Source organism: Microbacterium schleiferi (assembly GCF_015565955.1).
In the GTDB taxonomy this organism is placed as follows: Bacteria; Actinomycetota; Actinomycetes; order Actinomycetales; family Microbacteriaceae; genus Microbacterium; species Microbacterium schleiferi_A.
Map to the genome: position 1 here is coordinate 2,657,644 of NZ_CP064760.1, position 25,110 is coordinate 2,682,753.

At 68.0% G+C, this 25,110-nt stretch carries 30 protein-coding genes, 2 tRNA genes and 2 pseudogenes; 23 read left to right on the plus strand and 11 right to left on the minus strand.

Features of this window, described 5'->3' with window-relative positions; genetic code table 11:
* Window positions 1-74: 74 nt before the first annotated feature.
* Window positions 75-156 (plus strand) — tRNA-Tyr (locus tag IT882_RS12905).
* Between the two features lie 277 nt (window positions 157-433).
* Here IT882_RS12905 and IT882_RS12910 read toward each other — a convergent pair.
* The 11 genes and pseudogenes from IT882_RS12910 to IT882_RS12955 form a co-directional block, all read right to left on the minus strand.
* Window positions 434-1,345: a carbohydrate kinase family protein gene (locus IT882_RS12910; protein WP_195692186.1), complete on the minus strand. Its 912-nt coding sequence runs from the start codon at window positions 1,343-1,345 to the stop codon at window positions 434-436.
* Window positions 1,342-1,842, minus strand: a complete 501-nt coding sequence (locus IT882_RS12915) for an FBP domain-containing protein (RefSeq protein WP_195692187.1) — start codon at window positions 1,840-1,842, stop codon at window positions 1,342-1,344. Before IT882_RS12915 ends, IT882_RS12910 begins: the two co-directional genes overlap by 4 nt.
* A gap of 19 nt (window positions 1,843-1,861) precedes the next feature.
* Window positions 1,862-2,329, minus strand: a complete 468-nt coding sequence (locus IT882_RS16670) for a DUF3459 domain-containing protein (protein ID WP_324253945.1) — start codon at window positions 2,327-2,329, stop codon at window positions 1,862-1,864.
* Window positions 2,330-3,118 (minus strand): annotated as a pseudogene (locus IT882_RS16675) (alpha-amylase family glycosyl hydrolase); the annotation flags it as partial.
* A gap of 751 nt (window positions 3,119-3,869) precedes the next feature.
* On the minus strand, window positions 3,870-5,369 hold the full coding sequence (locus IT882_RS12925; RefSeq protein WP_195692188.1) for an alpha-amylase: 1,500 nt from the start codon (window positions 5,367-5,369) through the stop codon (window positions 3,870-3,872).
* 3 nt (window positions 5,370-5,372) lie between these two features.
* Window positions 5,373-6,362 (minus strand): sugar ABC transporter permease, encoded by a 990-nt coding sequence (locus tag IT882_RS12930; RefSeq protein WP_195692189.1) that lies wholly within the window; start codon window positions 6,360-6,362, stop codon window positions 5,373-5,375.
* A gap of 1 nt (window position 6,363) precedes the next feature.
* Window positions 6,364-7,986 (minus strand): ABC transporter permease subunit, encoded by a 1,623-nt coding sequence (locus IT882_RS12935; RefSeq protein WP_195692190.1) that lies wholly within the window; start codon window positions 7,984-7,986, stop codon window positions 6,364-6,366.
* A 72-nt stretch (window positions 7,987-8,058) separates the two neighbouring features.
* On the minus strand, window positions 8,059-9,294 hold the full coding sequence (locus tag IT882_RS12940; protein ID WP_195692191.1) for a sugar ABC transporter substrate-binding protein: 1,236 nt from the start codon (window positions 9,292-9,294) through the stop codon (window positions 8,059-8,061).
* A 283-nt stretch (window positions 9,295-9,577) separates the two neighbouring features.
* The gene (locus IT882_RS12945) at window positions 9,578-11,053 is read right to left on the minus strand and encodes a recombinase family protein (RefSeq protein ID WP_195692192.1); all 1,476 of its coding nucleotides are present in this window, start codon (window positions 11,051-11,053) and stop codon (window positions 9,578-9,580) included.
* Window positions 11,050-11,412: a hypothetical protein gene (locus tag IT882_RS12950; protein WP_195692193.1), complete on the minus strand. Its 363-nt coding sequence runs from the start codon at window positions 11,410-11,412 to the stop codon at window positions 11,050-11,052. Before IT882_RS12950 ends, IT882_RS12945 begins: the two co-directional genes overlap by 4 nt.
* Before the next feature lie 94 nt (window positions 11,413-11,506).
* Window positions 11,507-11,776, minus strand: a pseudogene (locus tag IT882_RS12955) (helix-turn-helix domain-containing protein); the annotation flags it as partial.
* A 513-nt stretch (window positions 11,777-12,289) separates the two neighbouring features.
* On the opposite strand from IT882_RS12955, the gene IT882_RS12960 reads away from it, so the two are divergent.
* From IT882_RS12960 to IT882_RS13065, 22 genes are all read left to right on the plus strand, one after another.
* Window positions 12,290-12,601, plus strand: a complete 312-nt coding sequence (locus tag IT882_RS12960) for a hypothetical protein (RefSeq protein WP_195692194.1) — start codon at window positions 12,290-12,292, stop codon at window positions 12,599-12,601.
* Window positions 12,598-12,771: a hypothetical protein gene (locus tag IT882_RS12965; RefSeq protein ID WP_195692195.1), complete on the plus strand. Its 174-nt coding sequence runs from the start codon at window positions 12,598-12,600 to the stop codon at window positions 12,769-12,771. Before IT882_RS12960 ends, IT882_RS12965 begins: the two co-directional genes overlap by 4 nt.
* Entirely contained in the window at window positions 12,768-13,220 is a 453-nt protein-coding gene (locus IT882_RS12970; RefSeq protein ID WP_195692196.1) for a hypothetical protein, read from the plus strand. The genes IT882_RS12965 and IT882_RS12970 overlap by 4 nt, the downstream gene beginning before the upstream one ends.
* A complete protein-coding gene (locus IT882_RS12975; protein ID WP_195692197.1) occupies window positions 13,217-14,137 on the plus strand; it encodes a YqaJ viral recombinase family protein in 921 nt (306 codons plus the stop codon). The genes IT882_RS12970 and IT882_RS12975 overlap by 4 nt, the downstream gene beginning before the upstream one ends.
* Window positions 14,138-14,140: 3 nt before the next feature.
* Window positions 14,141-14,839: an ERF family protein gene (locus IT882_RS12980; protein ID WP_195692198.1), complete on the plus strand. Its 699-nt coding sequence runs from the start codon at window positions 14,141-14,143 to the stop codon at window positions 14,837-14,839.
* Window positions 14,836-15,519: a hypothetical protein gene (locus tag IT882_RS12985; RefSeq protein ID WP_229382124.1), complete on the plus strand. Its 684-nt coding sequence runs from the start codon at window positions 14,836-14,838 to the stop codon at window positions 15,517-15,519. The genes IT882_RS12980 and IT882_RS12985 overlap by 4 nt, the downstream gene beginning before the upstream one ends.
* The gene (locus IT882_RS12990) at window positions 15,516-15,920 is read left to right on the plus strand and encodes a hypothetical protein (protein ID WP_195692199.1); all 405 of its coding nucleotides are present in this window, start codon (window positions 15,516-15,518) and stop codon (window positions 15,918-15,920) included. The genes IT882_RS12985 and IT882_RS12990 overlap by 4 nt, the downstream gene beginning before the upstream one ends.
* On the plus strand, window positions 15,913-16,305 hold the full coding sequence (locus tag IT882_RS12995) for a hypothetical protein (RefSeq protein ID WP_195692200.1): 393 nt from the start codon (window positions 15,913-15,915) through the stop codon (window positions 16,303-16,305). The genes IT882_RS12990 and IT882_RS12995 overlap by 8 nt, the downstream gene beginning before the upstream one ends.
* Before the next feature lie 351 nt (window positions 16,306-16,656).
* Complete coding sequence (locus IT882_RS13000; protein ID WP_195692201.1) at window positions 16,657-17,292, plus strand: hypothetical protein; 636 nt, start codon at window positions 16,657-16,659, stop codon at window positions 17,290-17,292.
* Window positions 17,273-17,512 (plus strand): hypothetical protein, encoded by a 240-nt coding sequence (locus IT882_RS13005; RefSeq protein ID WP_195692202.1) that lies wholly within the window; start codon window positions 17,273-17,275, stop codon window positions 17,510-17,512. Before IT882_RS13000 ends, IT882_RS13005 begins: the two co-directional genes overlap by 20 nt.
* 1 nt (window position 17,513) lies before the next feature.
* Complete coding sequence (locus IT882_RS13010; protein ID WP_195692203.1) at window positions 17,514-17,984, plus strand: single-stranded DNA-binding protein; 471 nt, start codon at window positions 17,514-17,516, stop codon at window positions 17,982-17,984.
* Window positions 17,985-18,369: 385 nt separating this feature from the next.
* A complete protein-coding gene (locus tag IT882_RS13015; protein WP_195692204.1) occupies window positions 18,370-18,888 on the plus strand; it encodes a hypothetical protein in 519 nt (172 codons plus the stop codon).
* Between the two features lie 309 nt (window positions 18,889-19,197).
* The gene (locus tag IT882_RS13020) at window positions 19,198-19,437 is read left to right on the plus strand and encodes a hypothetical protein (RefSeq protein WP_195692205.1); all 240 of its coding nucleotides are present in this window, start codon (window positions 19,198-19,200) and stop codon (window positions 19,435-19,437) included.
* 212 nt (window positions 19,438-19,649) lie between these two features.
* On the plus strand, window positions 19,650-19,934 hold the full coding sequence (locus tag IT882_RS17405) for an HNH endonuclease signature motif containing protein (RefSeq protein ID WP_195692206.1): 285 nt from the start codon (window positions 19,650-19,652) through the stop codon (window positions 19,932-19,934).
* A gap of 42 nt (window positions 19,935-19,976) precedes the next feature.
* Window positions 19,977-20,411, plus strand: coding sequence for a hypothetical protein (locus tag IT882_RS13030; RefSeq protein WP_195692207.1), 435 nt, complete (start codon window positions 19,977-19,979; stop codon window positions 20,409-20,411).
* Window positions 20,412-20,536: 125 nt separating this feature from the next.
* Complete coding sequence (locus tag IT882_RS13035) at window positions 20,537-20,944, plus strand: hypothetical protein (protein ID WP_195692208.1); 408 nt, start codon at window positions 20,537-20,539, stop codon at window positions 20,942-20,944.
* Window positions 20,945-21,026: 82 nt separating this feature from the next.
* On the plus strand, window positions 21,027-21,407 hold the full coding sequence (locus IT882_RS13040) for a hypothetical protein (protein WP_195692209.1): 381 nt from the start codon (window positions 21,027-21,029) through the stop codon (window positions 21,405-21,407).
* A 52-nt stretch (window positions 21,408-21,459) separates the two neighbouring features.
* Window positions 21,460-21,530: transfer RNA gene (locus IT882_RS13045), tRNA-Gln, on the plus strand.
* A gap of 34 nt (window positions 21,531-21,564) precedes the next feature.
* Entirely contained in the window at window positions 21,565-22,092 is a 528-nt protein-coding gene (locus IT882_RS13050) for a hypothetical protein (protein WP_195692210.1), read from the plus strand.
* Between the two features lie 99 nt (window positions 22,093-22,191).
* Window positions 22,192-22,494, plus strand: a complete 303-nt coding sequence (locus IT882_RS13055; protein WP_195692211.1) for a hypothetical protein — start codon at window positions 22,192-22,194, stop codon at window positions 22,492-22,494.
* A gap of 297 nt (window positions 22,495-22,791) precedes the next feature.
* The gene (locus IT882_RS13060) at window positions 22,792-23,658 is read left to right on the plus strand and encodes a ParB N-terminal domain-containing protein (protein ID WP_195692212.1); all 867 of its coding nucleotides are present in this window, start codon (window positions 22,792-22,794) and stop codon (window positions 23,656-23,658) included.
* A complete protein-coding gene (locus IT882_RS13065) occupies window positions 23,583-25,106 on the plus strand; it encodes a pyridoxal-phosphate dependent enzyme (protein ID WP_229382125.1) in 1,524 nt (507 codons plus the stop codon). Before IT882_RS13060 ends, IT882_RS13065 begins: the two co-directional genes overlap by 76 nt.
* The last annotated feature ends 4 nt before the right edge of the window (window positions 25,107-25,110 follow it).

A 25,110-nucleotide genomic window follows, 5' to 3' on the forward strand; every position in this document is an offset into this window, starting at 1 on the left:
GACAGCCCGTCACTCGCTGTAATATTGCTAGTCGCGCCTCCGGTCGACTGTACAAGCTGGGCGGGTGCGCATTCGGCAGGTTACCCAAGCGGCCAAAGGGATCTGACTGTAAATCAGCCGGCATAGCCTTCGGGGGTTCGAATCCCTCACCTGCCACTCAACGAATAACGGGTCTCGCGAAAGCGGGGCCCGTTATTCGTTGATCGAGCACTACGGGTTCGAACCCCCGGGTGGGCCCACGCCGCCCGAGGCTCCGCGCGCTGCGCAGCAGCGCGTGGAGGGGCGGTGGGGACGAATCCCTCACCTGCCACAAAATGTTCAAGGGCTCTCGCGAAGCGGGGGCCCTTAAACATTTCTGAGCACTGCGGGTTCGAGCCGCCGGGTGGGCCCACGCCGCCCGACGCTCCGAGCCCGAGCGGGCTGGGAGCAGGCCTCAGGTGCCGATGCGGTCCATGTCGCCGCCGGTGAGCGCGTCCGGGGTGCGCAGCAGCGCGCCGTGGAAGCGGCACGTTGCTGCGGCGATGTCCATCGCAGTGCCGAGGACGTCGGCCCACTCGTCGGCGGTCGTCGGATCGCGCTGCACCATGCCCGCCACGAGCGCGGCGAGGGATGCATCCCCGGCGCCCATCGTGTCGATGACGTCTCCCGGCAGCGACGAGACGGGCTTGGTCACCGACGCCGGGTCGGTGATCAGTGTTGCTCCCGCAGAGCCGCGCGTTGCCAGCACCGTCGGCACGCCGAGCTCCCGCATCCGCGCCGCCGCGGCATCCAGGTCCGACGTGTAGAGCAGCGTTGCGTCGTCATCACCGATCTTCACCGCACCGGCACCGCGTGCCAGTGCCTCGAAGCCGCGTCGAAACTCATCCAGGTCCGTCATCATGCCCGTGCGGGGGTTGGGGTCGATGACCAGCCGCGAGGATGCCTCGCCGACGGCATCGATGAGCTGTGCCGTCTGCTCGACGTCATCGAACGGATAGCAGCTGACGACGATGCGGTCGGCATCCGCGATCGCTGCCCGCTGGGCGGGGTCGAACTCCAGCCGCCGCGCCTGCGCAGCCTCGTTGAAGACATAGGTCGGTTCGCCATCGACGCGCACGCTCACGGCTCGCGAACTGCCGAGCGCGGAGGGGGACGCCAGCAGCTTCACACCGTAGTCGGCGAGGTAGGCACGGATCTTCGCACCGGCGTCGTCGTCGCCGACCATCGCGATCAACGTCGTCGGCACGCCGAGACGTGACAGCCCGACCGCCACGTTCAGTGCAGCGCCGCCCACGAATTCGCGAACGCCGGTGTCATCGCGTAGTTCATCGATCAGCGCGTCGCCAATCACCACCACCGAACTCATGCCGGGGCTTCTCCGTTCTCGAGGACGCGCGCAACGAAAGCCTCGGTGCGGCGCCGTGTCCCATCGATCTTCAGGTCGACGCTGCCGCGCACCTCGCTGGGCGCGAGCGGGGCGGCAAGGCGAACGTTGTCATGGCAGGAGAGGTCGCTGCAGATGTAGGTGCCGACGCTGTCACCGTGGGCTCCGGCATCGCCGGCGCGACGTGCGGTGAAGAGTGAGACCTGATTGCCGGGCTGCATCGTGTGGCACAGGTTGCACATCGCCGCCCGCGAGCGCGACGAGCTCTCGGATGCCCGGAGCACGACTCCCCGCGGCTCTCCCTCGACCTCGGCCACCAGGTATCCGCGGCCCCGGAACTCGGGGTCGCGCCAGGCGAGAAAGTCGAAGTGGTACCAGTCGGTCGTTCGAGCACTCAGCGGAACCTCGATGACGCGAAGCTCATCGGGTGCCGCGTTGACAAACGATGCACGAAGTTCCTCTTCGGTGAGCGGGCGCATGCCACCTCCTCCCGACATCCTATGAAGCCGGAGCCTCACTGTCTCCCGTCGGAGCACTGACGCCTGGCAGCACCCAGGCAGCGAACGCCGGGCCCTCAGCCGCGATGAGGACGGCACCGTCCGACGCTGCCGCGAGCGTCGCATCCCCGACGAGCGCGATCGCCCGGTCGGCGCCGAGCACGGCGGCGGAGGGAAGCGTGAGGTCGGCATCCGTCGTGGTCACGAGCACGAGGACCGACTCGTCTGCGCTCTCGCGCACGAACACGACGGTGTTCTCGTCGACGTGAACCCACCGCAAACCGCCTGTCGCGAGCGCAGGATGCTGGCGCCGAAGCGCGATCAGCTCCCGGTAGAGCCCCAAGCGCGCGGCGACGGCGGGATCTGTCTCGGTGCCCCACGGCATCGGGGTGCGGCTCGCCTCGCCGTCCGCACCGACGAGGCCGAACTCATCACCGGCGAACAGCACCGGCATCCCGGGCAGTGTCATCGACAGGCCCACGGCTAGCGGGATGACCTCTGCCGGCGCGTTGGTCGCGAACCGCGCGGTGTCATGGCTGTCGAGGGTCTGCATGTTTCCCAGCCGCACGCGCCACGGAATGCCCGCCGTGAAGCGAGTGACCGCCCCGACGAACTGCGTCGCGTCGTACCGCGGGATGCCGCCGATCGGCTGCCCGAAGAACCACGGCTCGGTCCGCTTCTCCCCCTCGCCGGAGTAGTAGGGCTCGCCGGTCGGTTCGCACAGCCACGCCCACAGGGGCCGCGCGAACGAGGGGTAGGTCATGGCGCCGTGCCAGCCGTCGCCGGTGAGATCGCTCGACGCGTCGTTGGTGATCTCGGCGATGAGGACGGTGTCAGGGTTGGCCTCGATCATCGTCTGACGGGTGATCTGTCGCACCTCGGCGTTCAGGTCGACGTCACCGAGGCGTCCCGTCATGTTCGCGACATCGATGCGCCAGCCGTCCAGCGAGAACGGCGGCTTCAGCCACTGCGCGACGACCGAATCGCCTCCCTCGACGAACCGGCGACGCAGCTCCGCGGATGCCCAATTGAACTTCGGCAGGGTCGGGGTGCCGAGCCAGGACTCGTAGCGGGTGTGCCCGGCATCCGTGAAGTAGTAGAACTCGCCCTCGGGCGCTTCGGGATTACCCAGGGCCGCCTGGAACCACTCGTGACGATCGCCGGAGTGGTTGGTGGTGAGGTCACCGATGACACGGATGCCGCGGTCATGCGCAGCCTCGACCAGCCGTACGAGGGCCTCATCGCCACCCAGCAGCGGATCGACGCTCGTGAAGCTCGACGCGTCGTAGCGATGGTTCGAGGCAGCGGGGAAGAAGGGGTGAGGTAGAGCAGGTTCACGCCGAGGCCCACGAGGTGGTCGAGGTGCTCACGGATGCCGTCGAGGTCGCCGCCGTAGAACTGCTGCGAGCGCCCCGGCATCACGGGGTCGACGGCCTCGTCCCACGCGGCGGGAATGGCCCAATCGGGAGTGGGGTGCTGGTCCGCGGTTGCGGAGCGAGCGAACCGGTCGGGAAACACCTGGTACATGACCGCGTCGTACATCCACGCGGGCGGTGCTGGGTGGGCGACCAGGGCGAAGTCGTCGGCGTCGCGGGTTTCGAGGTCTGACAGACCGGCTTGGTTGAGCCAGTGGACGCGACCGGACTCGTGCACGAGAAGCCACCGGTACCCGTGCCGGCGGTTGCGGACGACGATCGGCGCTTCCCACCACGTCCAGCCGTCGGCGCTCCCGATCTCGGTCGCCTCGGTCCAGGCCGGTTCGTGATCGGGGTTCGACAGGGTCCGGACGGCCCGCAGCGGCGGGTAGGAGGCGGGAACACGGAGGCGGACGCGCACCACCTCGCCGAGTCCGGGCGTCTGCGTGGAGACGTGCAGGGGGATCCGTCGTGGTGCGGGAGGAGGGCAGGCAGGGTCATGATCGGTCCGTTTCGAAGGGTCGGCGCACGCGCCGTCGGTCGGGGAATCGTGGTTGCACGGCCGCGGCCATGACAGAGCCCTCAGGTTGTTGTTCAGTTGTGGAGTCGGATCTGGCGGTCACCGTCTCGAGCCGAGATGGATGGCGGCAGCGGCGTGCGGGTCCAGGTCGAACGTGGCGACGCCATTCGAGACGGCATACTCACGTCCGGCGCATCCGCCGTCGCCGGCTGCTCCGGCACCCCGGAGACGACATCACAATACGCACCGTCGGGCATCGTGGTGGGAACCTCCAGGCGCTGCACGTCGTCGCCGACGTTCACGGCGACCACGCCGCGGCCCTCCCGCTCGAACCCGTAGGCATCCCCCTCGTCGACTCCCGGCATCCGGGGCGTGCCGGCGGCCATCGCACGGAACTCGAGCATCCCGGCGATGGCGGGCCAGCTCTGGACGCAGGTCCGGTCGCCGTCGGCGAGGTCCTCGGCCGGGCCGCTCGCGTTGACGCACGTGGCGTCGAGGACGCGACCGTCGGCATCCGTCGGCGCCCCCGCGTCGCGGTCGCTGAAGGCGTACCCGGAGAAGAGCACCGGAGTGCCGTAGTCGTCGGCGAGCATCAGTGCGTTGGCGATCACGTACAGCTCGGGGTCCCTCGCCGTCACGTTCGCTTCGCCGCGCTCGGTGTCGTGGTTGTCGACGAAGACGATCGCCGCATCCGAGGGCACCTGCTGGGGCCGATCGTCGCTGAGCACCGGATCGGCGAACACACCGTTTTCGAGCGGCGGCGTCAGCTCGCGGGCGTAGGTGAACTCGAAGACCTCACCGAAAGCCGAGTACTCCTCGGGGGCAATAGGCTCGCCCGCCCCGCGGATGACCTCGCTCATGATCCTCGTGCCCTCGGGCAGCTGCGACACGATCGCTTCGACATCGTCTGCGGGAATGTGCTTGGCAGCATCGATGCGAAAGCCCGAGACTCCGAGCGAGAGCAGGTCGTCGAGGTAGGCGACGATGGTCGCCTGCACGTCGGGGTTCGCCGTGTCGAGATCGGCGAGGTTTACGAGCTCGCAGGTCTGCACCTGCTCGCGGTTCTTATAAAGCTGGATGTCGTCGCCTGCGGTGAGCCCGCAGTGGTGAAAGTCCGACTCGTCGTAGATGCCGGGGTACTCGTAGTGCGCGTAGGAGCTGCCGGCATATCCGATGCCCGGCGCGTCCTGCCCCGTCATGTGGTTGATGACGGCATCCGCGATCACCTCGACACCCGCAGCGGTGCACCGCTGCATCATGTCGGCGAACTCGGCTCGGGTGCCCAGGCGCGACTCGATCTGGTAGCTGACCGGCTGGTAGGAGGCCCACCACTCATCCACGTCGATGTGCTCTTGGGCCGGCGAGAGCAGCACCCACGCGATCCCCGCGGGCGCCAGGGTCGATTCGCACTCCTGCGCGACGGAGGTCCACGGGAGTTGGAACAGCTGGATGCCGACATCCGGCGCCGCGGGCTCGGGAACCTCGATCGAGGCTTGCGTGCACCCGGCGAGCAGAAGCACCGCGGCGGTGAGGGCCGCGAGGACCCCACGACCGCGGGCACGAAGGCCCGGCATCCGTTACTTCACGCTTCCCGCGGTCAGTCCACCGACGATGTAGCGCTGCAACGAGAGGAACAGCGCGACCGGCAGGATTGCGGCCAGCACGGCCCCGGCGGCGAAGACCGACCAGTTCTTGGAGAACTCGTCAGAGATGAACTTGTAGAGCCCGACGGCGAGGGTCTGCTTGTCGGGGTCGATCAGGATGACGCTTGCGAGCACGAACTCGCTCGAGGTTCCGATGAACGACAGCAGCCCGACCACGGCGAGGATCGGCGCGACCAGCCGCAGGATGATCGTGAAGAAGATGCGCGCGTGGCCTGCGCCGTCAATCTTGGCGGCCTCATCGATCGATGACGGAACCGTGTTGAAGAACCCGTACATGAGGTAGGTGTTCACCCCGAGGGCGCCACCGAGGTAGACCATGATGAGCCCGATCTGGGAGTTCAGACCGATCGCCGGGAAGATGTCGCCGATCGCGACCATCAGCAGGAAGATGGCGACGACCGCGAGCAGCTGCGGGAACATCTGCACGACCAGGAGGGTCGTGAGCCCGAAGCGGCGCCCGGTGAAACGCATGCGCGAAAACGAATACGCCGCGAGCGCACCGAGGAACACGGTTCCCGCGGCGGTGATCAGCCCGATGATGAGGGTGTTGAGGAACCACGCGCCGTACGGATGCTGCGCGCTCGTGAACAGCGACACGTAGCTGTCGAAACTCACGCGCTGGAACAGACCGTTGGCCGTCAGCAGGGTGCCGTTGGGGTTGAAGGATGCCGACAGGACGTACAGCAGCGGGAAGATCGCGAAGATGCCCACGACGATCCCGATGAGGTGGCGCCATCCGGTCTCGCGGAAGTAGCGGCGGAACGGCCGCCGCGGTGCGGGTGCTCCCCCGGGGATGCCGGCTCCCCCGCCGCCGCGACGGCTGGAGGTGATGTCGGTGTCTTCGTCGGCGACCTTGTCGAGAAGGCCCTTGGCGGCAGGGGCGCCGGGACGGAAGTCGCTCATGTCAGTTCAACTCCTCGAGTGCCTTGGTCCGTCGGAACGCGACGATCGAGATCGTGCCGACGATGAGGAAGATGATGATCGAGAAGGCGCTTGCCAGACCGTAGTCGGCCGTCGACCCGACGAAGGCGACCTTGTAGACCATCGTGATGAGGATGTCGGTAGCGCCGACGTTGACGCCCGCTGTCGCATCCCGCGGCCCACCACCGGTGAGCATGTAGATAAGGCTGAAGTTGTTGAAGTTGTAGGCAAAGGATGCGATCAACAGCGGGGCTACGGCCACGAGCAGCAGGGGGAATTTGATGGAACGGAACACCTGCCACGCGTTGGCGCCGTCAACCCGGGCAGCTTCCTGCAGGTCATCCGGAATCGACTGCAGCGCCCCCGTGCTGATGAGGAACATGTAGGGGAACCCGAGCCAGAGGTTCACCAGAAGGATGCTGAACTTGGCGAGCCACTCGTTCGTGAGCCACGGGATGTCTGCCCCGCCGAACAGCACGACGTTGATGAAGCCGAACTCCTGGTTCATCATTCCGGCCCACACCAGCGCCGAGAGGAACCCCGGGAAGGCGTACGGGAGGATCATGAGCACCCGGTAGTACTTCTTGGACTTCATCCGGGGGTCGTTGAAGACGATCGCGAGGAACAGCCCGAGCACGAAGGTCGTCGCCACGGAGAGGAAGGCGAAGGCGAACGTCCAGATGAGCACCGAGAAGAACGGTCCGCGGATGGACTCTTCCGTGAAGGCTCGGGTGAAGTTGTCGAAGCCGACGAAGATCTGCCAGCCGGGGAGAAGTTCGGTGCCGTCCTCGGCGGTGAATGCTCCCGTGCCGATGTCGTAGTAGACCGTTCCCGTTCGGGTATCGGTCATCGTTCCGGCCTGCTCGTCGTAGACGAGCTTCGACAGGTACACGTACGCGCTGGAACCGTCCGGGGTGCGCAGCGCCCCGTCGTTGGGATCATCGCTGATCGGGACCGCCATTGCGGCGATCTCCTGCTGGTTGGCGACGATCTCGGAGAAGCTGAAGCTGTTGTAGCCGTCGAGGCCGACGGCCTTGCCGCCGTCCATCTGGGCGTTCTCGACAGGCTCGAGCGGGGTGTTGTCGTTTCCGATCTCGACCGTCCCGTCAGGGTCGGTGACCAGGAACGAGAGCTCGCCGAGACGCTCGACGATCGTGAGCTTGTAGGCGGGAGAGTCGGGGACGCGTTCCTGCGCCTGCAGGAGCAGCGCGTTGACCGCGCTCTCTTTGTCGCTGTTGTGGCCGGTGCCGTAGTTCGTGAAAGCGACGTAGGCGGTGTAGCCGGCAGCGAAGATCTGGAAGACGAAGAGGAAGATCAGGCCCGGGATGAGGTACTTCGCGGGGAGGTTGCCACGGCTGAAGTAGATGTAGTTCGCGAATCCGGTGACCAGAAGGATCACCACGATCGGGATCCACTGTTCGCTCTGCATGAGCACCAGCACCGAATACAGTGCGAGCGCGTCGATGATCGCCATCGCGATGATCTTCAGCAGAAGAACCTTCCAGCCGACACCGGCGGCATCGGCGATCCGGCGAGCGCGCGCGGATCTCTTCACGCGCTGCGGGTCGGCCGCTGGGTCGCGGCTCTCAGTGGTCGGAGCAGACATCCTCATCCCTCTTCCTGAGCAGGCTACGAGGTGGGGTGGCGCGTGCGCACCACCCCACCCGCGTGACTCGGATTACTCGATCGCAGCCTGGACGTCGGCCGCCATCTGCGTCCACAGCGCCGGCGCGTCGCCGCCGTTGATGATCGCAGCCTCGGTCACCCCCCAGTACTGCCAGACCGAACCCATCTCGGGGATGCTCGGCATCGGCACGGCGTTGGCGCCAACCTGTCCGAAGCCCGCGACGACCGGGTCGCTAGCCTCGACCTGGTCGAAGGCAGCGGTCAGCGCGGGAGCGCGGCCACCGACCTCGTAGAGGGCCATCTGCACGTCTTCGCTGCCGATGTAGTTCACGAGGAACTCGTTGGCCGCGAGGGTGTTCTCGCTCTCGGAGCTCAGGAAGAAGCCCTGCACACCAGCGAACGGCTGTGCGTCCTGGCCACCGGCCGAGGGGATCGCGTCAACGGAGAAGTTGATGCCCGCCTCTTCGATCGCCGGAACGTTCCACGGGCCGGTCAGGAAGAACGGAGACTTGCCCGACGTGAAGTTCTCGAGTGCCAGGTCACCGGTGATGTTGGTGTTCAGGATGCCAGCGGCGCCCTGCTCACCCAGCCAGTTCGCGAACTCGATGCCACCCTCGTTGCCGATCTGGAGGTCGTCGGCGTTGTAGCTGCCGTCGGCGTTCTGGCCGAAGACGGGGGCGCCGAACGACGTCTGGAAGGGGTAGAGGTGGTACGGGTCGGCAGCCTCAGGGTCGAGGCCCACGAGGAACGGGTACTCGGTTCCTGCGGCCTGGCCCTTGGCGATCATGTCGTTGTAGTCGGTCGCAGCCTCGGAAACGAGGTCCGTGTTGCGGATGAGGGCGATGTTCTCGATCGCGTAGGGGACGGCGTAGGTCTGACCGTCATAGGCCCACGCGTTGATGGCGACATCCTCGAAGTCGCCCGACTTGTCACCGAGCTCGACCGGGGCGACGACGCCGTTGGTCACGAGGGTGCCGAGCCAGTCGTGAGCACCCACCGCGATGTCGGGGCCTTCGCCCGTGGGAACCTGCTGCACGAACTGGTCGCGGATCTCGCCGAACTCCTTCTGGACGAGCGTGACCTCGACACCGGTCTGCTCGGTGAAGTCGGCCGCGGCTGCCTCGAGGACGTCCGCACGGTCGGCGTCGACCCACACGGTGATGGAGCCGGACATGTCCGGAGCCGTGGTCTCGCCACTGTCTGAGCTGCCCGCGCAACCGGCGAGGGTCAGAGATGAAATCGCAGCGATCGCGCCAAGGGCGACGACGCTCCTCATGTTCACCTTCATTGGTGTGTGCCTCTCTTGAGTGCTGATGTGATCGGCCGCCGCGAGTGTTCCGCGTCGAACCTGTGTGCTCGCGGGTTCTGCAAGCGCTTACATTTGTAACACCCATCGATGATTGGCGCGAGTGCGAGCTCCCGGATCGATACCAGTTCGTGACTCTGAACAGTATGGAAACGCTTCCATCGCGGGCGGGTCGTAGAATTCCCCCATGGCTGATTCATCGTTCGACAACGATGAAGGATAGCCGTGGTGCGAGCGCGAAACGCCGCGCTGTGGGCGTGGCGCGCTAGGCAGGGTCGACTACATCGCCCCAGGACGTAACGATCGTCCAGCGGCGCGCACGGTCCCCACGATGCGCCGCGGGCCGGACGTCGATGCGTTCGATGAGCGGCCGGACGATGAGGTTGCGCTGATCGGGCGTTGCCGCGGGCCACACGGCGGCGAGATTGGCGGGAAGCGACTGCGGGGCTGCTGCCCGCACAGGGTTCGAGGTTGCGGCGCGACGTCGGCGCTCGGCGTCCTCGCGCTCGGCGTCGATCGCGGCGGCCGCCTGGCGATATGCCGTGTCGGTGATCGTGCCGTCGGCGAGGCGGAGGCTGAGGGTTAGCATCCGCTCCTCTGCGCGTTTGATCTGCTGCTCGGCGCGCCTCGCGGTCATGTCTGCCGCGGCGACTCTCTTGTCTGAGCGCTGCTGTGCCGCGAGGCGTGGGGCGAGGTCGGTGGCGAGGGCCAGGACCCACGCCTCGACTTCGGCCTCTACCCGGTGCGCGCGAACGCTGACGATGCGATGGTTGGTGGTCGTGCTCCCGCGTGAGCACAGGTAGACCCGCCCGTCTTTCGCCGCGTTGTGGTGCATCGGCCCGCCGCAGTCGACGCAACGCAGCAGTCCAGAGAGGAACGATGCCCCGGGCTGTACTCGTACGCGGCGGCGCTCTTCGCGTGCCGCGAGGTAGGCCTCCCACGTCGCACGGTCGATGACGGGCTCGTGTGCGCCCTGACGGAACTCGCGATCCCACACTGGCGCGTGCGGGCCGGACTTGACGAGAAGCCCTGCCCCGAACCCGGCGTCGAGGATCCGCAACACGTCCTGATAACGCCACGGGCCGCCCGTACGCCCGTGCGGGACGCCCAGGTCGTTCAGGTGGCGCGTGAGGTGCCCGCTCCCCTGCCCGCCGAGATATCGGCGGTAGAGGTCTGCGAGGAGGGGGCCGGTTTCAGGGTCCGGCAAGTACTGGCCGCCCACCTCTCTGTAGCCGAACCGCGGGCCGCCCGTGCTCGGGAGACCGCGTGCGACGCGGAACTCTCGAGCCTCCTTCCACTGCTCGCCGATGCGCTCGGACTCGAAGGCTGCGAGTTCCGTCATGACTCCGCGGGCAAATCGACCGGCGGCGGTCTGATCGTTGGGCTCGGTGGCTGACTCGATACGGCCACCAGCGAGGTCCGCGCGGTCAGCGGCGAGCGCCCAGTCGCGGCGCGAGCGAGAGAGCCGGGACCAGCGCCAGAGAACGATCACGTCGGCGCGGTCGGTTTCGAGCGCGCCCATTGCTGCCTGAACGCCAGCGCGCGCCCATGTCCGTCCGCTGATGCCCGGGTCGCGCTCGATCGAAACGATCTCGTAGCCCTGCCGATCACAGTAGGCGCGGCAGGCCTGTTCCTGAACGTCGAGGCTGATCGACTCCTCGCGATAGGTCGACTGCCGAAGATACACGACGGCCCGCGCGCGCTCGGGCCGCGGCCGGAGATGCGCGAGCAGCGCACTCACGCTGCTGCTCGCTCTGCGTAAATGCGGGAGGTGACACTCGCGAGGAACGCGAGGGGAACTTGAAGCGCGCGAGCCGCCAAGGGGAGGGGTGCTCCCGCGCCGACAAGCGCGAGGAGGTCGCGCTGCGGAACGAGTCGGGATGCCACCCATTCGAACAACTCACCGTCGCTCATATCTGGGTGGAGCGCGGTTGCGAGAGTGCACGTAACCACGAAGCGTTCGTCCGCTGGCGGCAGGTCGCGCTGGACGAGTATCTCGCGGGTCTCGGGCCGGTAGTGGGTCACGTAGGTGTCAGCGTGGCTGACCACGATGCCGGCATCCGCGGCGACGCGGTGTGGATCGAAGTTTCGGCCGTCCATTTGGGTAAGTCCCCCCTGTGCTATGGCGGGCGACGGCGACATCTGTCCGGCCTCCATATTGCTCCCCCCGGAGGAATCAACGCGCCCGCAGTGATTACTGGAGCGCGTCTCGGGCAAGCGTCCTACGAAGAAGCTCGTCGGCAAGTTCGACGTCGGAAACGTCTGACAGGCCGCCGGGCCGCAAGACGACCTGATCCGCAATCTCGTCGGGTTCGAGGTATCCCGCTCCGACGAGACCTTCCAGCGGGGGTCGCCCGAAGGCGCGTGCTACCTGAATGCACTCGGCAATCGAGGGCATCCTTGCACCCGATTTCCAGTAGGAAACCTTCGACTCCGGGACGCCGACGCGACGGGCAATCTCGCGACCGGTGACCCCGCCCCTATATGGGCGAGGTACTCACCCCACTGGCTTGTCATAGCAAGAAAGATACTTGCGTTCGCGCAAACCTGCAATCTGTGGCCGGGTGTGCGAAGCCGCAACCCGCCGAACCAAAGCTTGCGGTTTCCGTAAACCGCACTCTAGTGTGCAGATATGCAAGCCACCACGAATGATTGCCTGCGCATCGACTGGGAGCGGGTGTCTGCGCTGATGGAAGCCGCGGGCATTGCCAACGACGCGGAGCTGACCCGGCGCGCCCGAGCCCCCACCAGTCGCTCTTCACGAGGGCGCGCCAGTCCCCGAAGGCGTCCGGGGCCGTGATCGTCGGGCTCATGCGCGCTCTCGGCGTCCATGCTGACGCGTTCCTCATCTATCCCGAGGACCTGCGGTGACTCGCGACGAGGCGCTGGACCTGGCGGCCGCCGCGGTCCTCGACGTCATCGAACAGATCGACGCCCGCGCCGTCACCGACGCGGCCTAACTGAAGGAGCTAGCGAGATGACCACCACGAAACTTGCTCGCAGGACCGATCCGGCTACCAGCCACCGCGCGGTCCCGGCGCGAGAGAAGAGGGAGGCGCAGAAGAAAGCGATCCTCTGGATTCTCCAGAACGTCGGACCGCTCACTGATCAGCAGATCACGCACGAGTACTTCGCGCGGCACATCCGGAATGGCTGGCCCGCAACGCAGGTCGACGGCGTGCGCAAGCGCCGGTCCGAGCTGAAGAAGGAAGGCCGCGTTCGCTCGACGGGCCGGACGTCCGGCTGGGGAACCGGCCCGGCTTCGACCATCTGGGAGGCGGCCGAATGACGCTCCCCGCCATCCCCCGCGGCATCTTGCAGGCCGTCCTGCTCTTCGCCGCCTCCGTATTCGCCGGGGCAGCAGTCGCGTCCGGCAGTTGGAACGGTTTCGCGCTGCTCGCCCTGCTCTGCGCGCTCGCGTTCGTCGCCTCCTGCTACCGGCCGGGAGGTGACCGGTGAGCCACCTGCATCACATCGACTCGGGCACGTACGTGCTCGACCTTCGGTGGGCCGTCCCGCCCCTGACGCTGAACCAGCGCCTGCACAAGCAGGTGAAGGCGAAGGTCACTCGTCAGGTCCGCGATAAGGCGCGGACGCTCGCGGCGAACCTCGGGATGCCGGTCATGGACCGCCCTTGCGTGCAGCTTGTGTGGCTCGTGACGTCTCGGCACCGCCGAGACGCGGACAACGTGGTCCCGACGCTGAAGGCGCTCGCCGACGGGCTCGTGGATGCCGGGGTCGCGAGAGACGACACGCCGGAGTTCATGGAGAAGCCGATGCCGGTGATCGCATACGCGCGCGGCCACCACAAGGCACCGGGCATGTTCCTGGTCGTCTGGGATGCGGAGGCGCGCCCGACGGCGGAGCTGCGGGCGCTCGCCGAGCTGGATGTCGAGGTCGAGCTGTGAGCGGCTATCTCGTCGTGCACGACGGCAAGGACCGGGCCGGATGGCTCGCTGCCCGCGGGCTGGGCGTGTCGGCCACCGACGCGGCCCGTATCGCCGGAGGCGGCGCTCAGGGCTGGGCATCGCTCCGCAAGGAGAAGGAGACCGGCTCGTCGTGGCGGGGGAACGCGAGCACGCAGCACGGCCGCGAGCGGGAGCCCGTGATCGCCGCGTGGGCGAAGGCCGAGTTCGGACTCGAACCGTCGACTGCGCTCCTCGGCCGCGTCGAGAAGAACGACGGCGACTACGCGCTCGACCTCGCGACGCCTGACGCGCTCGGCGCGGTCACAGAGGCGGACGGCGAGGGCCTCGTGGCTCGCGAGTTCGGCGAGTTCAAGACGACCGTGAAGGACTGGGACGAGTGGCAGGACGTCCCGCGGCGCTACTTCTGGCAGGTCGTATGGCAGTTCTTTGTCACGGGCGCTGAGCTGTGCCGGTTCGTGTTCGAGCCCCACGTCGACGGAGTGCCGCTCTACATGGAGCCGAAGGTGTTCACGATCGCCCGCTCCTCGGTCCTCGCCGACATCGAGAAGGCGCGCGAGCAGGTCGCGCTGTGGCGCGCCGGGTCGTTCGACGCGATCCCCGATCGACTCCTGCCCCTGGACCGGCTGCTGACCGAGAGGGTGCAGGCGAAGGCTGCCGCTGACTCGGCTGCGGCGACGCTGGCGGCCGCAGAGAGCAAGGTGCGCGAGTTCCTCGAAGGACTCGGCGAACCGGTGAAGTTCGAGGGCTCTGAGGCAAACGTGACCTGGACAGGGGAGCCGTCGACTTCCCGCCGGTTCGACAGTGCGGCGTTCAAGGCCCGATACCCCGCCGCGCACGCGCGGTTCATGACCACCACGAAGACGCGGCCCCGCGTCACCATCACCGAACGGAGCTAGAACATGGCTGACACCAAGGAGAACACGACCTCCGCCCCGGAGCTGGCGCGAGTCTCGCACCCGACGTTGATCGCGGCGCTCGCCGCGTTCCAGAGCGAACTGCCGAGCATCGGCAAGGGCCGGGAAGTCCACGTTCCTACTGCGGACGGCGGATTCCAGACGGTCGGTTACGCGGACCTCTCGGACGTGAACGGGGTGACGCTGCCGCTGCTCGGGCGGCACGGCCTCACCTTCTCGTGCGGGACCGAGTACAGCGACGGGAAGTTCACGCTGCGCGCAGCGCTGGAGCACGAAGAGGGCGGCATCCGGGTCGCAGTTTGGCCTATCCAGGACCCGACTCAGGTCGGACCGCAGGACGCCGGGGGCGAGATTACGCTCGCGCGCCGCTACCTGATCGGGATGCTGACTGGCGTCGCTCCTGGCGGCTACGACGACGCCTCGGCGGCTGCTCAGGCCGCGGAAGCTCGGGCCAGCAAGACGCAGGCCGAGGAGGACGCGGAGAAAGGTCGCCACTTCGAGGAGGAGGCGAAGGCTGAGACGACTCGCGCGGGCGTCGAGCGTGTGTGGCAGGCGGCGCGCTCCGCTGGTGCCAGCAAGGCAGTGCTCGACGCCGTGGCGGCGATCGGGCACGAGCGGAAGCTCGCCGAAGAAGCCACCGCCACCGAATCGGCTCCCGCCGAGGACGAGGGAGCGGTGAAGTGAGCGCCCTGAACGAGCTGAAGATGCACGTCCCGGACCTTCTCTGGGCGTCGCGCGTCGCGCTCCTTGCCGCCTCCCGCGATGACGTGACACCCGTGCTCTGCGCCGTGCTGTGGACGGTCTCGAAGGGCTCTGTGCGGCTGACGGCGACCGACCGCTACCGCGTCCACGAGGCGAACGCCCCGGCCGAGACCAGCGCCGAGGGCGAGTTCCTGATGTCGCGCCGACAGTTGGACTGGGTGGCGGCCGCCGCCCGCCCGTACCGGAAGTCGGTCTACGCGCGGGTGACGATCGGGTGGACCGCGGCTGACCCGTCGGCCCCGCCTAGCTCGGTAGCGCACGCGGGACTGATCCGCGTGACGATCGCTGACGGCCTGGACGAGATGACCCGGCAGGGCTCGGCCGTGATGGGCAAGTTCCCGCCCGTCGGACGGCTGTTCGAGGGCACTGGCGCTGACGCGGAGGGCGAGCTGAACGAGGTCGTCGGGCTGAATCCCGAGTTCCTCGGCGACCTCGGCGCACTGCGGTCGCACCGCTCCGAACCGCTGCGGTTCTGGACGCCTCGCGCAACCGAGGGGGAACGGCTGCGACCCGTGCTGGTCGAGAACAGGGACCGCACGGCCCGCGCGCTGGTGCAGCCGAACATCCTCTTCGATAGCCACTCCGAGGGACGTAACTCGTGAGCGCCGAGGACGCTTTCGCCGAACAGCGCGACCGCGCCGAGGCGCTGATCGAGCAGTCAGCGACAGACCCCCTCGCGATCGCGCGGCTCCTGCACCATCTGTCGATGCTGTCGCGCGAAATGAACGGCACGATCGCGAACCTCTCGGAGGCGGCCGCGAATGCCCGGGTCGACGCCGATGCTCGCCGCGCTCGGCTGATAGATGAGTACCAGGAGCGCGGGATGTCTCTCTCTCGCGCCCGCGACCGGGCGACCTATGAGGCGCGCGAGGACCGCCGGAAGGCGGAGCAGGCCGAGGTCGTCGTGGACTACGCGAAGCGCACGCAGGCGTCCGTGAATCGTCGGCACTTCGAGCTGATGAACGTCGGGAAGACCGTAGATCGCGAGGTGCGCGGTGGCTGACCCGACTCCGAAGGTGCGCCGCGGCGTCATCGAGCGGGATGGGGAGGCGTGCGTCTCATGCGGGGCGCAGGGGCCGCTGACGTTCCAGCATCGCCGCGCGTCGGGCATGGGCGGTAACCCCACCCGGCCGGGCTTCGCTGACGGCCTCGCCGCGTGCGCGATCTGCAATATGCGGTTCGAGGGCGACCTCCAGACGCTCGCGCTGCTGAACGGCTGGAAGGTGCCGCGGGGAGTCAAGGACCCCGCGCGGGTGCCCTACTACCACGCCGCCACAGATCGCTGGTACGTCATCACGGACGAGGGACCGTGGCGGGCCGAAATTCCGCGCGAGGTCGCGGTGGCAATGAAGCTCGCCGTCTACGGCCCGGATGGGAGCTACATCTGATGGGCACTATGCCGCGGTATGCGATGACGTACGTCGTCTACTGGCCGGAGCACGGCGTACTCAAAGTCGGTCGCGCGTGGAAGTTCAACCGCGTGCAGATGATGGCGCGATCCGGCGGACGGATCGTGATCCTCGCGCGTGGGACGGATGCGACGTGGGAGCGGGAGGCGCTCGCCACGCTCGCGCGGTGGTTCCCGCGCGCATTCCGGCGGCCCGAGGAGGCGGAGGGCTTGCTCTTCATGGGGCGCGGGTTCTCTGAGTGCTTCCTCGTGGACGACTACCACTTACAGCTCGCGATCGACCTCTGCATCGAAGGATTCGCTCGCGGAAATGACCAGGGATGGAACGCCGATGAGGAGAAGGCAGCGGGCGATTCGGCCCGATCAGTGGACGCACCCGGGCCTGCTGCGCGCGTCGAAGGAGGCGCGTTTGACCGGGATGGGTCTGTGGGGGATCGCGGACGACGAGGGGCGGCTGGAAATTCGGCCGGACCTGATCGCGGGCGCGCTGTACCCGGGCGACCCGACGATGACCTCGGACGTGATCGAGACGCATCTGCTGGAGCTGGACGAGGCGGGATTCGTGACGCTGTATCAGTCGGGCGGCCGCGGATGGATGGAACTGTCGTCCCCGCTCGTGACGCAGCGGCCCCGGCCGTCGACAGCGCCTCCTCCCCCGGATATGGAACATTCAGGAACTTTCGTGGCTGTGGGGGGCGCGCGGGAGCGGGAAGAGCGGGAGCGGGAAGAGCGGGCGAGCGCATGGGCCGCGTGGGAGGCGGAGCAGGAGCGTGGGCGCGTCCCGGCTCGGCCGCTGCTGATGGATGCACCCCCCATCGGATGCCCCGAGCACCCGAACGGCCGATTCGCGGACTGCGGGCCGTGCGGGACCGCCCGTCGGCGTCACGACAGGTGGCTGGCAGAGCGGCGTTACTCGGAGCAGGTGGAGCGGTACGAGGCGGCAGCGGATGACGACGAGCCGTTCTGACATCCCCACAGGACGGCCGCTCGGGTGGAAGGCAAGCGACGAGGCATTCGCGGTGTGGCTTGCAGACCTCCAGGGGAACCCGCGCCGCCGGGCGCGCGTGCAGCGAGAGGTGCTGATTGTCCCCGCCTGGGCCGCCGCGACACGCAGGTACATGGACCGAACCAAGAAGTACCGGCAGCTCATCCGAGAGCTACCGAAGAACGAAGAAGGGAAGGCCTGACATGGCCGGAGAAACCATCATCACTGTCGTCGGCAACCTGACTGCTGATCCCGAGCTGCGGTACACGCAGAACGGGCTTCCGGTCGCGAACTTCACGATCGCATCGACGCCGCGCACTTTCGACCGTCAGGCGAACGAGTGGAAGGACGGCGATGCGCTGTTCCTCCGCGCGAGTGTCTGGCGTGACTTCGCCGAGCACGTCGCGGGCTCGCTGACCAAGGGCGCACGGGTCGTCGCGACCGGGCAGCTCAAGCAGCGCAGCTACCAGGACCGCGAGGGCAACAACCGCACCGCGATCGAGCTGGAGGTCCACGACATCGGCCCGTCGCTGCGGTACGCGACAGCTCAGGTAACCCGCGCAGCACGCAGCGGAGAGGGCGCGGGCGGCTCGGGGTCGTGGGATGCCAGCCAGCCGGGCTCAGATGACTCGTGGGCTCCGGCGTCCACCTACGGCGACGAGACGCCGTTCTGATGCGCCTGCTGACGCCGAACTTCGCGCCGGAGACATTGCCGCGTCTCCACGTCTCGCGGTGCTCCCGGACCTGCTGCTGGACGCCCTACGGGCACACGGACCGGAAGGGGTGCGTGTGCCACACGAACGACGGAGGTGCAGAATGATAGCACTCCCGTGTGTGACGACATGGAGCGGGCGGGGAGGGTGCCGCGTTCACGATGAGCATCTGTCGACATGCCGTGGCATCCAGATCACCGGGGGGCGCGCGACGGCGTGCACCGGCTGTCTGCCTCAGCCCGCGGCCGTAGGCCTGCTGTGCGCTTCGTGCGCCGAACGGTTCGAGGCGGCTGTCGGGCACGCGGTCGACCTCGTGACACATCTCCGGTCGGTGAAGCGAGGGCCGGTGGACGATGGGCCGAAGGTGCGCACGAAGCCGGGGCCGTCGATCCCGCTGCCCCCGTCATGGATGGAGGCGGATGTCGTGTGGGCCGCGCTCCGTGAGGTCGCGTTCCGCGCCGACGAGGCCGGGCCGGTCGACCGGCTCGACCCGTACCATCTCGGCGTGCACGACACCGTGGAGGGCGTCGCGGCGAAGGTAGAGACGTGCGTCGCGGCGATCCGGGCGGATGATCGGCTGCTCGCGCTGGAGCACACGGCGCGGCTCGCGGTCGCCTACTACCGGGCGGCGCAGGTCGCGCTGCGCAAGTTCCCGTTCGCGGAGGAGCGGCACGCGGTCGCCTACGCCGTGTGCCGTGACTGCGGGATGCGGTCGCTGGAGCGCCGCCCTCCGCTGACGTATCTGGAACCGATCACGGTGAAGTGCCGGAACCCCGCATGTGGGGCGGTGTTTCATCCGGCGCTCGTGGAGTACGACCTCCAGACGTACCGCGAGGAGATAGAGGCGAAGGCGGCTACCGCGTGAACGGCAATCGGCGCGGCCCGGCGCACAGGGCAAGGACGGAAACGGCTCTCATCGTCATCGTCGCAGCGATCGCTGCATGGGCCGCGCTCGCGGTCGGCGTAGGCGCGTTTGTCGGGTGGCTGCTGCTGGGGGTGGTCGTGTGAGCGAGCAGAGGCAGACAACGCCGTCGCCGCACTTTCCGCACACGGAGTTCCTGCCCGGCAATGTCGTGTACGCCGCATGCCCGTGCGGGTGGCGGCGGGTGGCGGCGAATCATGAACACTCGTGCAAGCTCGGCGAGCGGCACATCGAGGAGGAGGGCAAGAGGGCATGACGGAGCTGGTCACGGTCGCGGTGGCGGCGGAACGCTCAGGGAAGTCGCAGCGGTCCGTGTGGCGCTACGCGCAGAAGCTGGAGGCAGAGGGGGTGACGGTGATTTACCGGATGCCCGGTGTCCGGCGGTCCCTGGTCGACATGGAGAAGATCGCCCCCGTCGCGATCGCGACCATGATGGGGAACCCGCGGCATCGGGAAGATGGCTCGACGGCGAGTCGGGTTGCGCCTAGTTGACGTAGATGGCACGATTCCTTTTATTGGATGGCGCAGTCTGTCCACGAAAGCCCCGCCACCACCTAGCTCCGGTGGCGGGGCTTTCATCATGTCTGCCGTGCGGCGTCGAGTATCGGTCCTGTGGTGGTGCCGTGGAACACTCCGCCTCGCGGCTCCGGGGCGGGCGGGGTTGGGTGCGCCCGCCCGCCCCCACCTCACCGCCGGGGGTGCCGATGAGCGATCTGAGCACGGCCGCGTATCGCGCACTGCTGCGCGAGCTGCGCGAGGTCTGGCGGCGCAACAACGCGCCTTGCTGGATATGCGGGCAGCCGATCGACTACTCCCTGCCGTTCGGAGACAAGGAAGCTCTCGAACTCGACCACGTAAAGCCCCGAAAGACCCACCCTCACCTACTCTTGGTCCCTTCGAACTGCCGACCGTCCCATTCGCGGTGCAACCGAGCGAAGGGCGCGTCAACAGTTGGCCCAGCGCTGGGGGATCACTCCGAAGAGTGGTGAGCCGGATTGCAAGCTTCGAACAGGCCGCGTAACGTGCGCAGAATGAACCGCTCCCAGAAGATCGCAGCCGCCGTATCCGGGGCCGTCGTCGTCGCTCTCGTCGCTCTTGCGGCACCTGCCGTGGCGAGCGCTATCGGCGAGGTAGCCTCACCGGAGACATCCGACGTCGCTGCTGTCGCCGCCGAGCCGGTCGTCGCCGCCGAGCCTGTCGTCACCCCCGAGCCTGTCGTCACCCCCGAGGCCGCCTGCCCGCGCATGGGCCTCGACGCCGTGCCGGTCGACCAGGGGTCGCGCTATGGCGCTGCTGGCGATGTCGTGCTCGCAGACGGCGTGCCGACGTCCTACGTCGTCGCGGCCAACGACCACCCGGTCGCGATCGGCGAAAGGCTCTGCATCGACTACGCCACGCTCGGCCCGCGCAACGGCGGCGACCTCGCTGAGATTCATCCCGGCGACGTGCTCGACTTGCGCCCGTAACCAGCTTTCCTGACAAAGGCCCGCTCTCCCGCTAGGGAGGGCGGGCCTTTGTCATTCCCTCGTCCTCGGATAGCGGCCGCGGCATCCTGCCTCGGAGCGCGCCGGGCAACCCGAAAGGAACCCCTATGGGCTCTTACTCGCCGCTCTACCTGAACCAGAACCCGAACGTCCGGACGACGTACGGCACGCAGCGGTGGTTCACCGCGGGTCAGCTCCACGCCCGTTTCGAGGACATCACCCTCGACTACTCCGACATGGCCGGTGGCCGCATCGAGCACCAGTTCGAGTGGGTGGAGATGTTCGTCGGTCTGTACGCGCGTTCCGGCGCTTCCGCGGGGCAGGTGAAGGCCGCGGGCATCGTCCGCAAGTACTGGGGGGTCGATACCGGCTACGTCGGCTGCGGCATGATCCCGTACGCGGGCAACTACAGCTTCACCACGGACGTCAGCCGGTGGCGGATCGCCGGGAGCACGCTGTCCGACGTCACCGGGTACTCGCCGTGGATGACGGCGAAGTTCCACGTCACGTTCTGACGTCGCACTCCAAGCGGCCCCGTCCCTCTACTTGCAGGGGCGGGGCCGCTCCCGTTCCCCCACCACCCCAAGGAGACCTCTCATGGTCATGCTCGCTATGAATTTCGAAACCGCCGAGTTGCAGTTCACGCTCGGCGAGCGCCCCTGCTCGGCCTGTCCCGGCACCGCCTATGACGTCGTCTCGGTCGGCATCCTCGGTGCCGAACCGCCCTACTCGATCAGCTCCACCGACGTCATTATCTGCCCGTCGTGCGAGTCACAGTCGCGGGCCGAGCCGGTCGCGCACGCGACCCTCGCGGACGCGCTCGTGCGCCTCCCGGAGCCGACTGCGCCGGGCGAACTGAACGGGGCCGACCTCGCCGTGCAGGTGCTCAGCGATATCGCCGAATCCCGGACCCCCGAGTCCCGCGCTCGCTTCGAGGCGTGGATCGCGCAGCAGGAGGCCACCACAGCATCCCCGTAAGCCACACCGCAGCGGCCCTGCCCTCACTCCCGAGGGTGGGGCCGCTGCTCTTTCCCCCGTCGTCTAACGGCAAGACTCCCGACTCTGGATCGGGCGATCGAGGTTCGAATCCTCGCGAGGGAGCGCGCCAACCACCCACATTCGAAGGAGCTGCACCATGCGCAAAGTCACGCTCAACGGAGGTCCGCTCGCTGGCAAGCGATACCTCATCCCCGACGACATGCGGAAGCTCAGCCGCAACGCCCACCCGGACGGCCACTACGTCATCGACGGAGATACCGGCACCTGGACGATCTCTGACGAAGCGCTCGGCGACGCCAGCGCCGCAATCGCTGGCCCCGCCGAGCCCGTCGGCCTGGCGCGCCTGGCCGCGAAGGCCAGCACCGGCTACCGCGCGCTCATCGTCGCGCGCACCCGCAAGCGTGCTGTCGAGTTGTGGAACGCGGCGCTCCCGCACGTTACCGACGCGGCGCGGATCACCCGCTCCAACGGCAACGAGCGCGTGCGCTTCCCCAATGGTGGGCTGCTCGTTCCCGTCGGCCTGAACAGCAAGGGCGGCCGCGGCATGTCCGCCGACGTCCTGTACGTCGACCGCGACGTCGCCGATGAGGACCTGACCGACATCCTGCCCGCGCTCGCCGCATCCGAGCACGGCTCGATCGTCCACCACGAGGGGGCCGAGTGATGGCCGCCGTGCTCATGGAGGTCGGCGTGCTCCTCCGCGTCGGGGATGGCGAGCCGAAAGAGGTCGGGTCGTTCACCGACCCCTGAGGAGGTTCCTGCGATGGCTGACACACTGACCGACGTCGCCCGCTCCGCTGCCGAGGCTTGGGCGGAACGACTCGAAGCGGCATGCGAGGAGATGCTCACCGACCCGCGCGGCTGGGGTGTGCTCGTGCATGTCCATGAGCCGCAGCTCATCACCGAGGGTGGACGCTTCACCATGACGGAGACGCGCACCCTCGGCCTGTCGCCCGCTGTCCCGTTCGGCGAGGTGCATGAGCACCGCATCCCCAAGGACGGCACCTGCCGCGCCTGCATCCGCCACTGGAGCGCACCGGCCGGGGAGGGGCGTTCGGATCGCTAGAACCGAAACCCACGATCCCCTCGTCCGGCAGCTATTTGTCTCCCCCCGGCTGACTACCCCCCTCGCGCGCGCACGCACACGCGCACACGCGCGCGCGAGCCTTCAGCGGCTGCCGCTCCTGCCAGACGGGAGTCAAGGCGCTCACGCGGCCGCACGCGGCTGCACGATCCCGTTCCTTCACGATCGCCGAACGGCGGCGGGCCGGGATGGTCGTGTCGAAGTGGGGGGGTCGGCGCTCACGCGGCCGCACGCGGCCGATTAGCGGTATTGCAACTCCCCCGATCTGATTGGACCCCCATGTCTCTCGCAGTGTCGACGGTCCCTCTCGCGGACCTCACGCCCTACTACAAGAACCCTCGACGCGGGAACGTCGAGGCGATAGCCACGTCGTTGCAGGTGCGAGGGCAGTACAAGCCGCTCGTCGTGAACGCCGGAACATACACCGGACGAGCGATGGAAATCCTCGCTGGGAACCACACCTACCTCGCGGCGCGCACCCTCTCGTGGGAGGCGATCGACGTGGTGACGGTCGACGTCCCGGACGAGGAGGCGGCGCAGATCGTCCTCGCTGATAACCGCCTCGCGGACCTCGGCGACTACGACGACGACCTGCTGCGCGACGTGCTCGGCGACGCGGGTGACCTCACCGGCACCGGGTACTCAGAGGAGGACCTGGAGCGGATGTTCGCAGGCCCGGTGGACGCCGCTCCGAGGACGAGTCTCGCCTCAGAGTTCGGTACGCCTCCGCTGACCGTCCTGTCGGCCCGGGGAGGCGAATGGCAGGAGCGGAAGAAGGCGTGGATGGATGCGGGGCTGCGCTCCGAGGAGGGGCGCGAGGAGGCGCTGGTCTACGACTCGCCGCAGGCCCGATTCATCAACTGGTACAACGTGAAGAACGCGGCGGAGGCGGCAGCCGGTCGATCGCTGTCCGACGACGAAATCCTGAAGACCTGCAAGGAGCAGTTGCGCGATATCGGCGGGGGCACATCGGTATTCGACCCGGCGCTCGCGGAGGTGCTGCTCGCCTGGTACTCGGCCCCGGCTCTCGCGTCCTCGACCCGTGGGCGGGTGGCGCTGTTCGCGGCGTCGTGTCGGCGGCGATGGGGCGGGAGTACTTCGGGATCGAGTTGCGGGCGGAACAGATCGAGGCGAACGAGGCGATGATGCCGGTTGTGCGTGACGCGGTGGCGGCGCAGCTCGCGGACGGTGACGGCTCGGCGACGTGGGTCGCTGGCCCGGTCGCTGAGGCGCTCGGAGCCCTGCCGGACGAGTCGTTCGATATCGCGTTCAGCGAGCCTCCGGCCTACCCGACGGACGAGTGGCATCTGACTCCCGTGGATCGCGTCGGCGCGCTGTACGTGAAGCGCGATGACACCTTCGTCGTCGGCGAGTCGCGCGGCGGCAAGGTCCGCTCCTGCCTCGATATCGCGATGCGCGCGAAGGAGGCGGGCGCTCGCGTACTCGTCACCGCTGGATCGCGGCAATCGCCGCAGGTCGCGATCGTCGCCGACGTCGCGGCTGCTCTCGGCCTTGAGGCGGAGGCGCATGTGCCGGAGGGCGCGTTCACCCCCGAGCTGTCGGCTGCGCAGGCGGCCGGGGCGCGGATCGTGCAACACAAGGCCGGACACAACAACGTCATCGTCGCACGCGCCCGCGAGGCGGCCGCGGAACGCGACGACGCCGTCGAGGTGCCGTTCGGCATGGAAACGCCCGTAGCGGTCGACCTGACGTCGCGACAGGTGGAGAACCTGCCTGCCGACGTCGAACGGATCGTGATCCCGGTCGGCTCGGGCATGTCGCTCGCGGGCGTGCTGTGGGGACTCCGGCGCTCGGGACGCGATGTGCCGGTCCTCGGCGTGATGGTCGGCGCGGACCCGGAGCAACGTCTCGACAAGTACGCGCCCGCCGACTGGCGGGAAATGGTGGAGCTGGTGCCGTCCGGCCTCGACTACCACGACCACGCGCCGGAGACGAAGCTCGGGCCGCTGTCGCTGGACCCGATCTACGAAGCTAAGACGCTGCCGTTCCTCCGCGACGGCGACCTGCTGTGGGTCGTCGGCATCCGTGGGTCCGCGGTGCGCTCGTCGGCGGAGTGGATCGACCCGACGTGGATCGAGGGTGACAGCACGATCGCGCTGGCCGACGTCGAGGGCGAGTCGTTCGATATGGCGCTCGGTTGTCCTCCGTATTACGACCTCGAGTCGTACTCGGACGACCCGCGCGACCTGTCGAATCTGTCACCGGCCGAGTTCGATGCCGCTATGGCGCGAACGGTCGCGCAGGTGGGGCGCGTGCTCCGCGACGACTCGTTCGCCGTGTTCGTTGTCGGCTCCGTCCGTGACAAGAAGGGCCACATTCTCGATATGCGGCGCTGCATGTCGCAGGCGTGCGAGGCGGCCGGCATGGCGCTCGTGAACGACGCCGTCCTGCTCACGCCGGTCGGCTCCGCTGCGATGCGCGCGGCCCGCGGATTCCGCGGCTCCCGCACGCTCGCCCGCGTCCACCAGGAGGTGCTCGTGTACGTCAAGGGCTCCCGCAAGGCCGCGGCCGACCGGCTCGGCCCTGTGTCGTTCGCCGCGGTCCGCGAGGTCGAGAAGGACGGCGAGGAATGACGCC

Excerpts from the sequence above, each read along its gene's own strand:
- IT882_RS12910 (WP_195692186.1), bottom strand. The coding sequence starts at position 1,345 with ATGAGTTCGGTGGTGGTGATTGGCGACGCGCTGATCGATGAACTACGC.
- IT882_RS12915 (WP_195692187.1), bottom strand. The coding sequence starts at position 1,842 with ATGCGCCCGCTCACCGAAGAGGAACTTCGTGCATCGTTTGTCAACGCG.
- IT882_RS16670 (WP_324253945.1), bottom strand. The coding sequence starts at position 2,329 with ATGACACTGCCCGGGATGCCGGTGCTGTTCGCCGGTGATGAGTTCGGC.
- IT882_RS12925 (WP_195692188.1), bottom strand. The coding sequence starts at position 5,369 with ATGCCGGGCCTTCGTGCCCGCGGTCGTGGGGTCCTCGCGGCCCTCACC.
- IT882_RS12930 (WP_195692189.1), bottom strand. The coding sequence starts at position 6,362 with ATGAGCGACTTCCGTCCCGGCGCCCCTGCCGCCAAGGGCCTTCTCGAC.
- IT882_RS12935 (WP_195692190.1), bottom strand. The coding sequence starts at position 7,986 with ATGTCTGCTCCGACCACTGAGAGCCGCGACCCAGCGGCCGACCCGCAG.
- IT882_RS12940 (WP_195692191.1), bottom strand. The coding sequence starts at position 9,294 with ATGAAGGTGAACATGAGGAGCGTCGTCGCCCTTGGCGCGATCGCTGCG.
- IT882_RS12950 (WP_195692193.1), bottom strand. The coding sequence starts at position 11,412 with ATGGACGGCCGAAACTTCGATCCACACCGCGTCGCCGCGGATGCCGGC.
- IT882_RS12960 (WP_195692194.1), top strand. The coding sequence starts at position 12,290 with ATGACCACCACGAAACTTGCTCGCAGGACCGATCCGGCTACCAGCCAC.
- IT882_RS12965 (WP_195692195.1), top strand. The coding sequence starts at position 12,598 with ATGACGCTCCCCGCCATCCCCCGCGGCATCTTGCAGGCCGTCCTGCTC.
- IT882_RS12980 (WP_195692198.1), top strand. The coding sequence starts at position 14,141 with ATGGCTGACACCAAGGAGAACACGACCTCCGCCCCGGAGCTGGCGCGA.
- IT882_RS13000 (WP_195692201.1), top strand. The coding sequence starts at position 16,657 with ATGAGGAGAAGGCAGCGGGCGATTCGGCCCGATCAGTGGACGCACCCG.
- IT882_RS13005 (WP_195692202.1), top strand. The coding sequence starts at position 17,273 with ATGACGACGAGCCGTTCTGACATCCCCACAGGACGGCCGCTCGGGTGG.
- IT882_RS13010 (WP_195692203.1), top strand. The coding sequence starts at position 17,514 with ATGGCCGGAGAAACCATCATCACTGTCGTCGGCAACCTGACTGCTGAT.
- IT882_RS13020 (WP_195692205.1), top strand. The coding sequence starts at position 19,198 with ATGACGGAGCTGGTCACGGTCGCGGTGGCGGCGGAACGCTCAGGGAAG.
- IT882_RS17405 (WP_195692206.1), top strand. The coding sequence starts at position 19,650 with ATGAGCGATCTGAGCACGGCCGCGTATCGCGCACTGCTGCGCGAGCTG.
- IT882_RS13030 (WP_195692207.1), top strand. The coding sequence starts at position 19,977 with ATGAACCGCTCCCAGAAGATCGCAGCCGCCGTATCCGGGGCCGTCGTC.
- IT882_RS13035 (WP_195692208.1), top strand. The coding sequence starts at position 20,537 with ATGGGCTCTTACTCGCCGCTCTACCTGAACCAGAACCCGAACGTCCGG.
- IT882_RS13040 (WP_195692209.1), top strand. The coding sequence starts at position 21,027 with ATGGTCATGCTCGCTATGAATTTCGAAACCGCCGAGTTGCAGTTCACG.
- IT882_RS13050 (WP_195692210.1), top strand. The coding sequence starts at position 21,565 with ATGCGCAAAGTCACGCTCAACGGAGGTCCGCTCGCTGGCAAGCGATAC.
- IT882_RS13055 (WP_195692211.1), top strand. The coding sequence starts at position 22,192 with ATGGCTGACACACTGACCGACGTCGCCCGCTCCGCTGCCGAGGCTTGG.
- IT882_RS13060 (WP_195692212.1), top strand. The coding sequence starts at position 22,792 with ATGTCTCTCGCAGTGTCGACGGTCCCTCTCGCGGACCTCACGCCCTAC.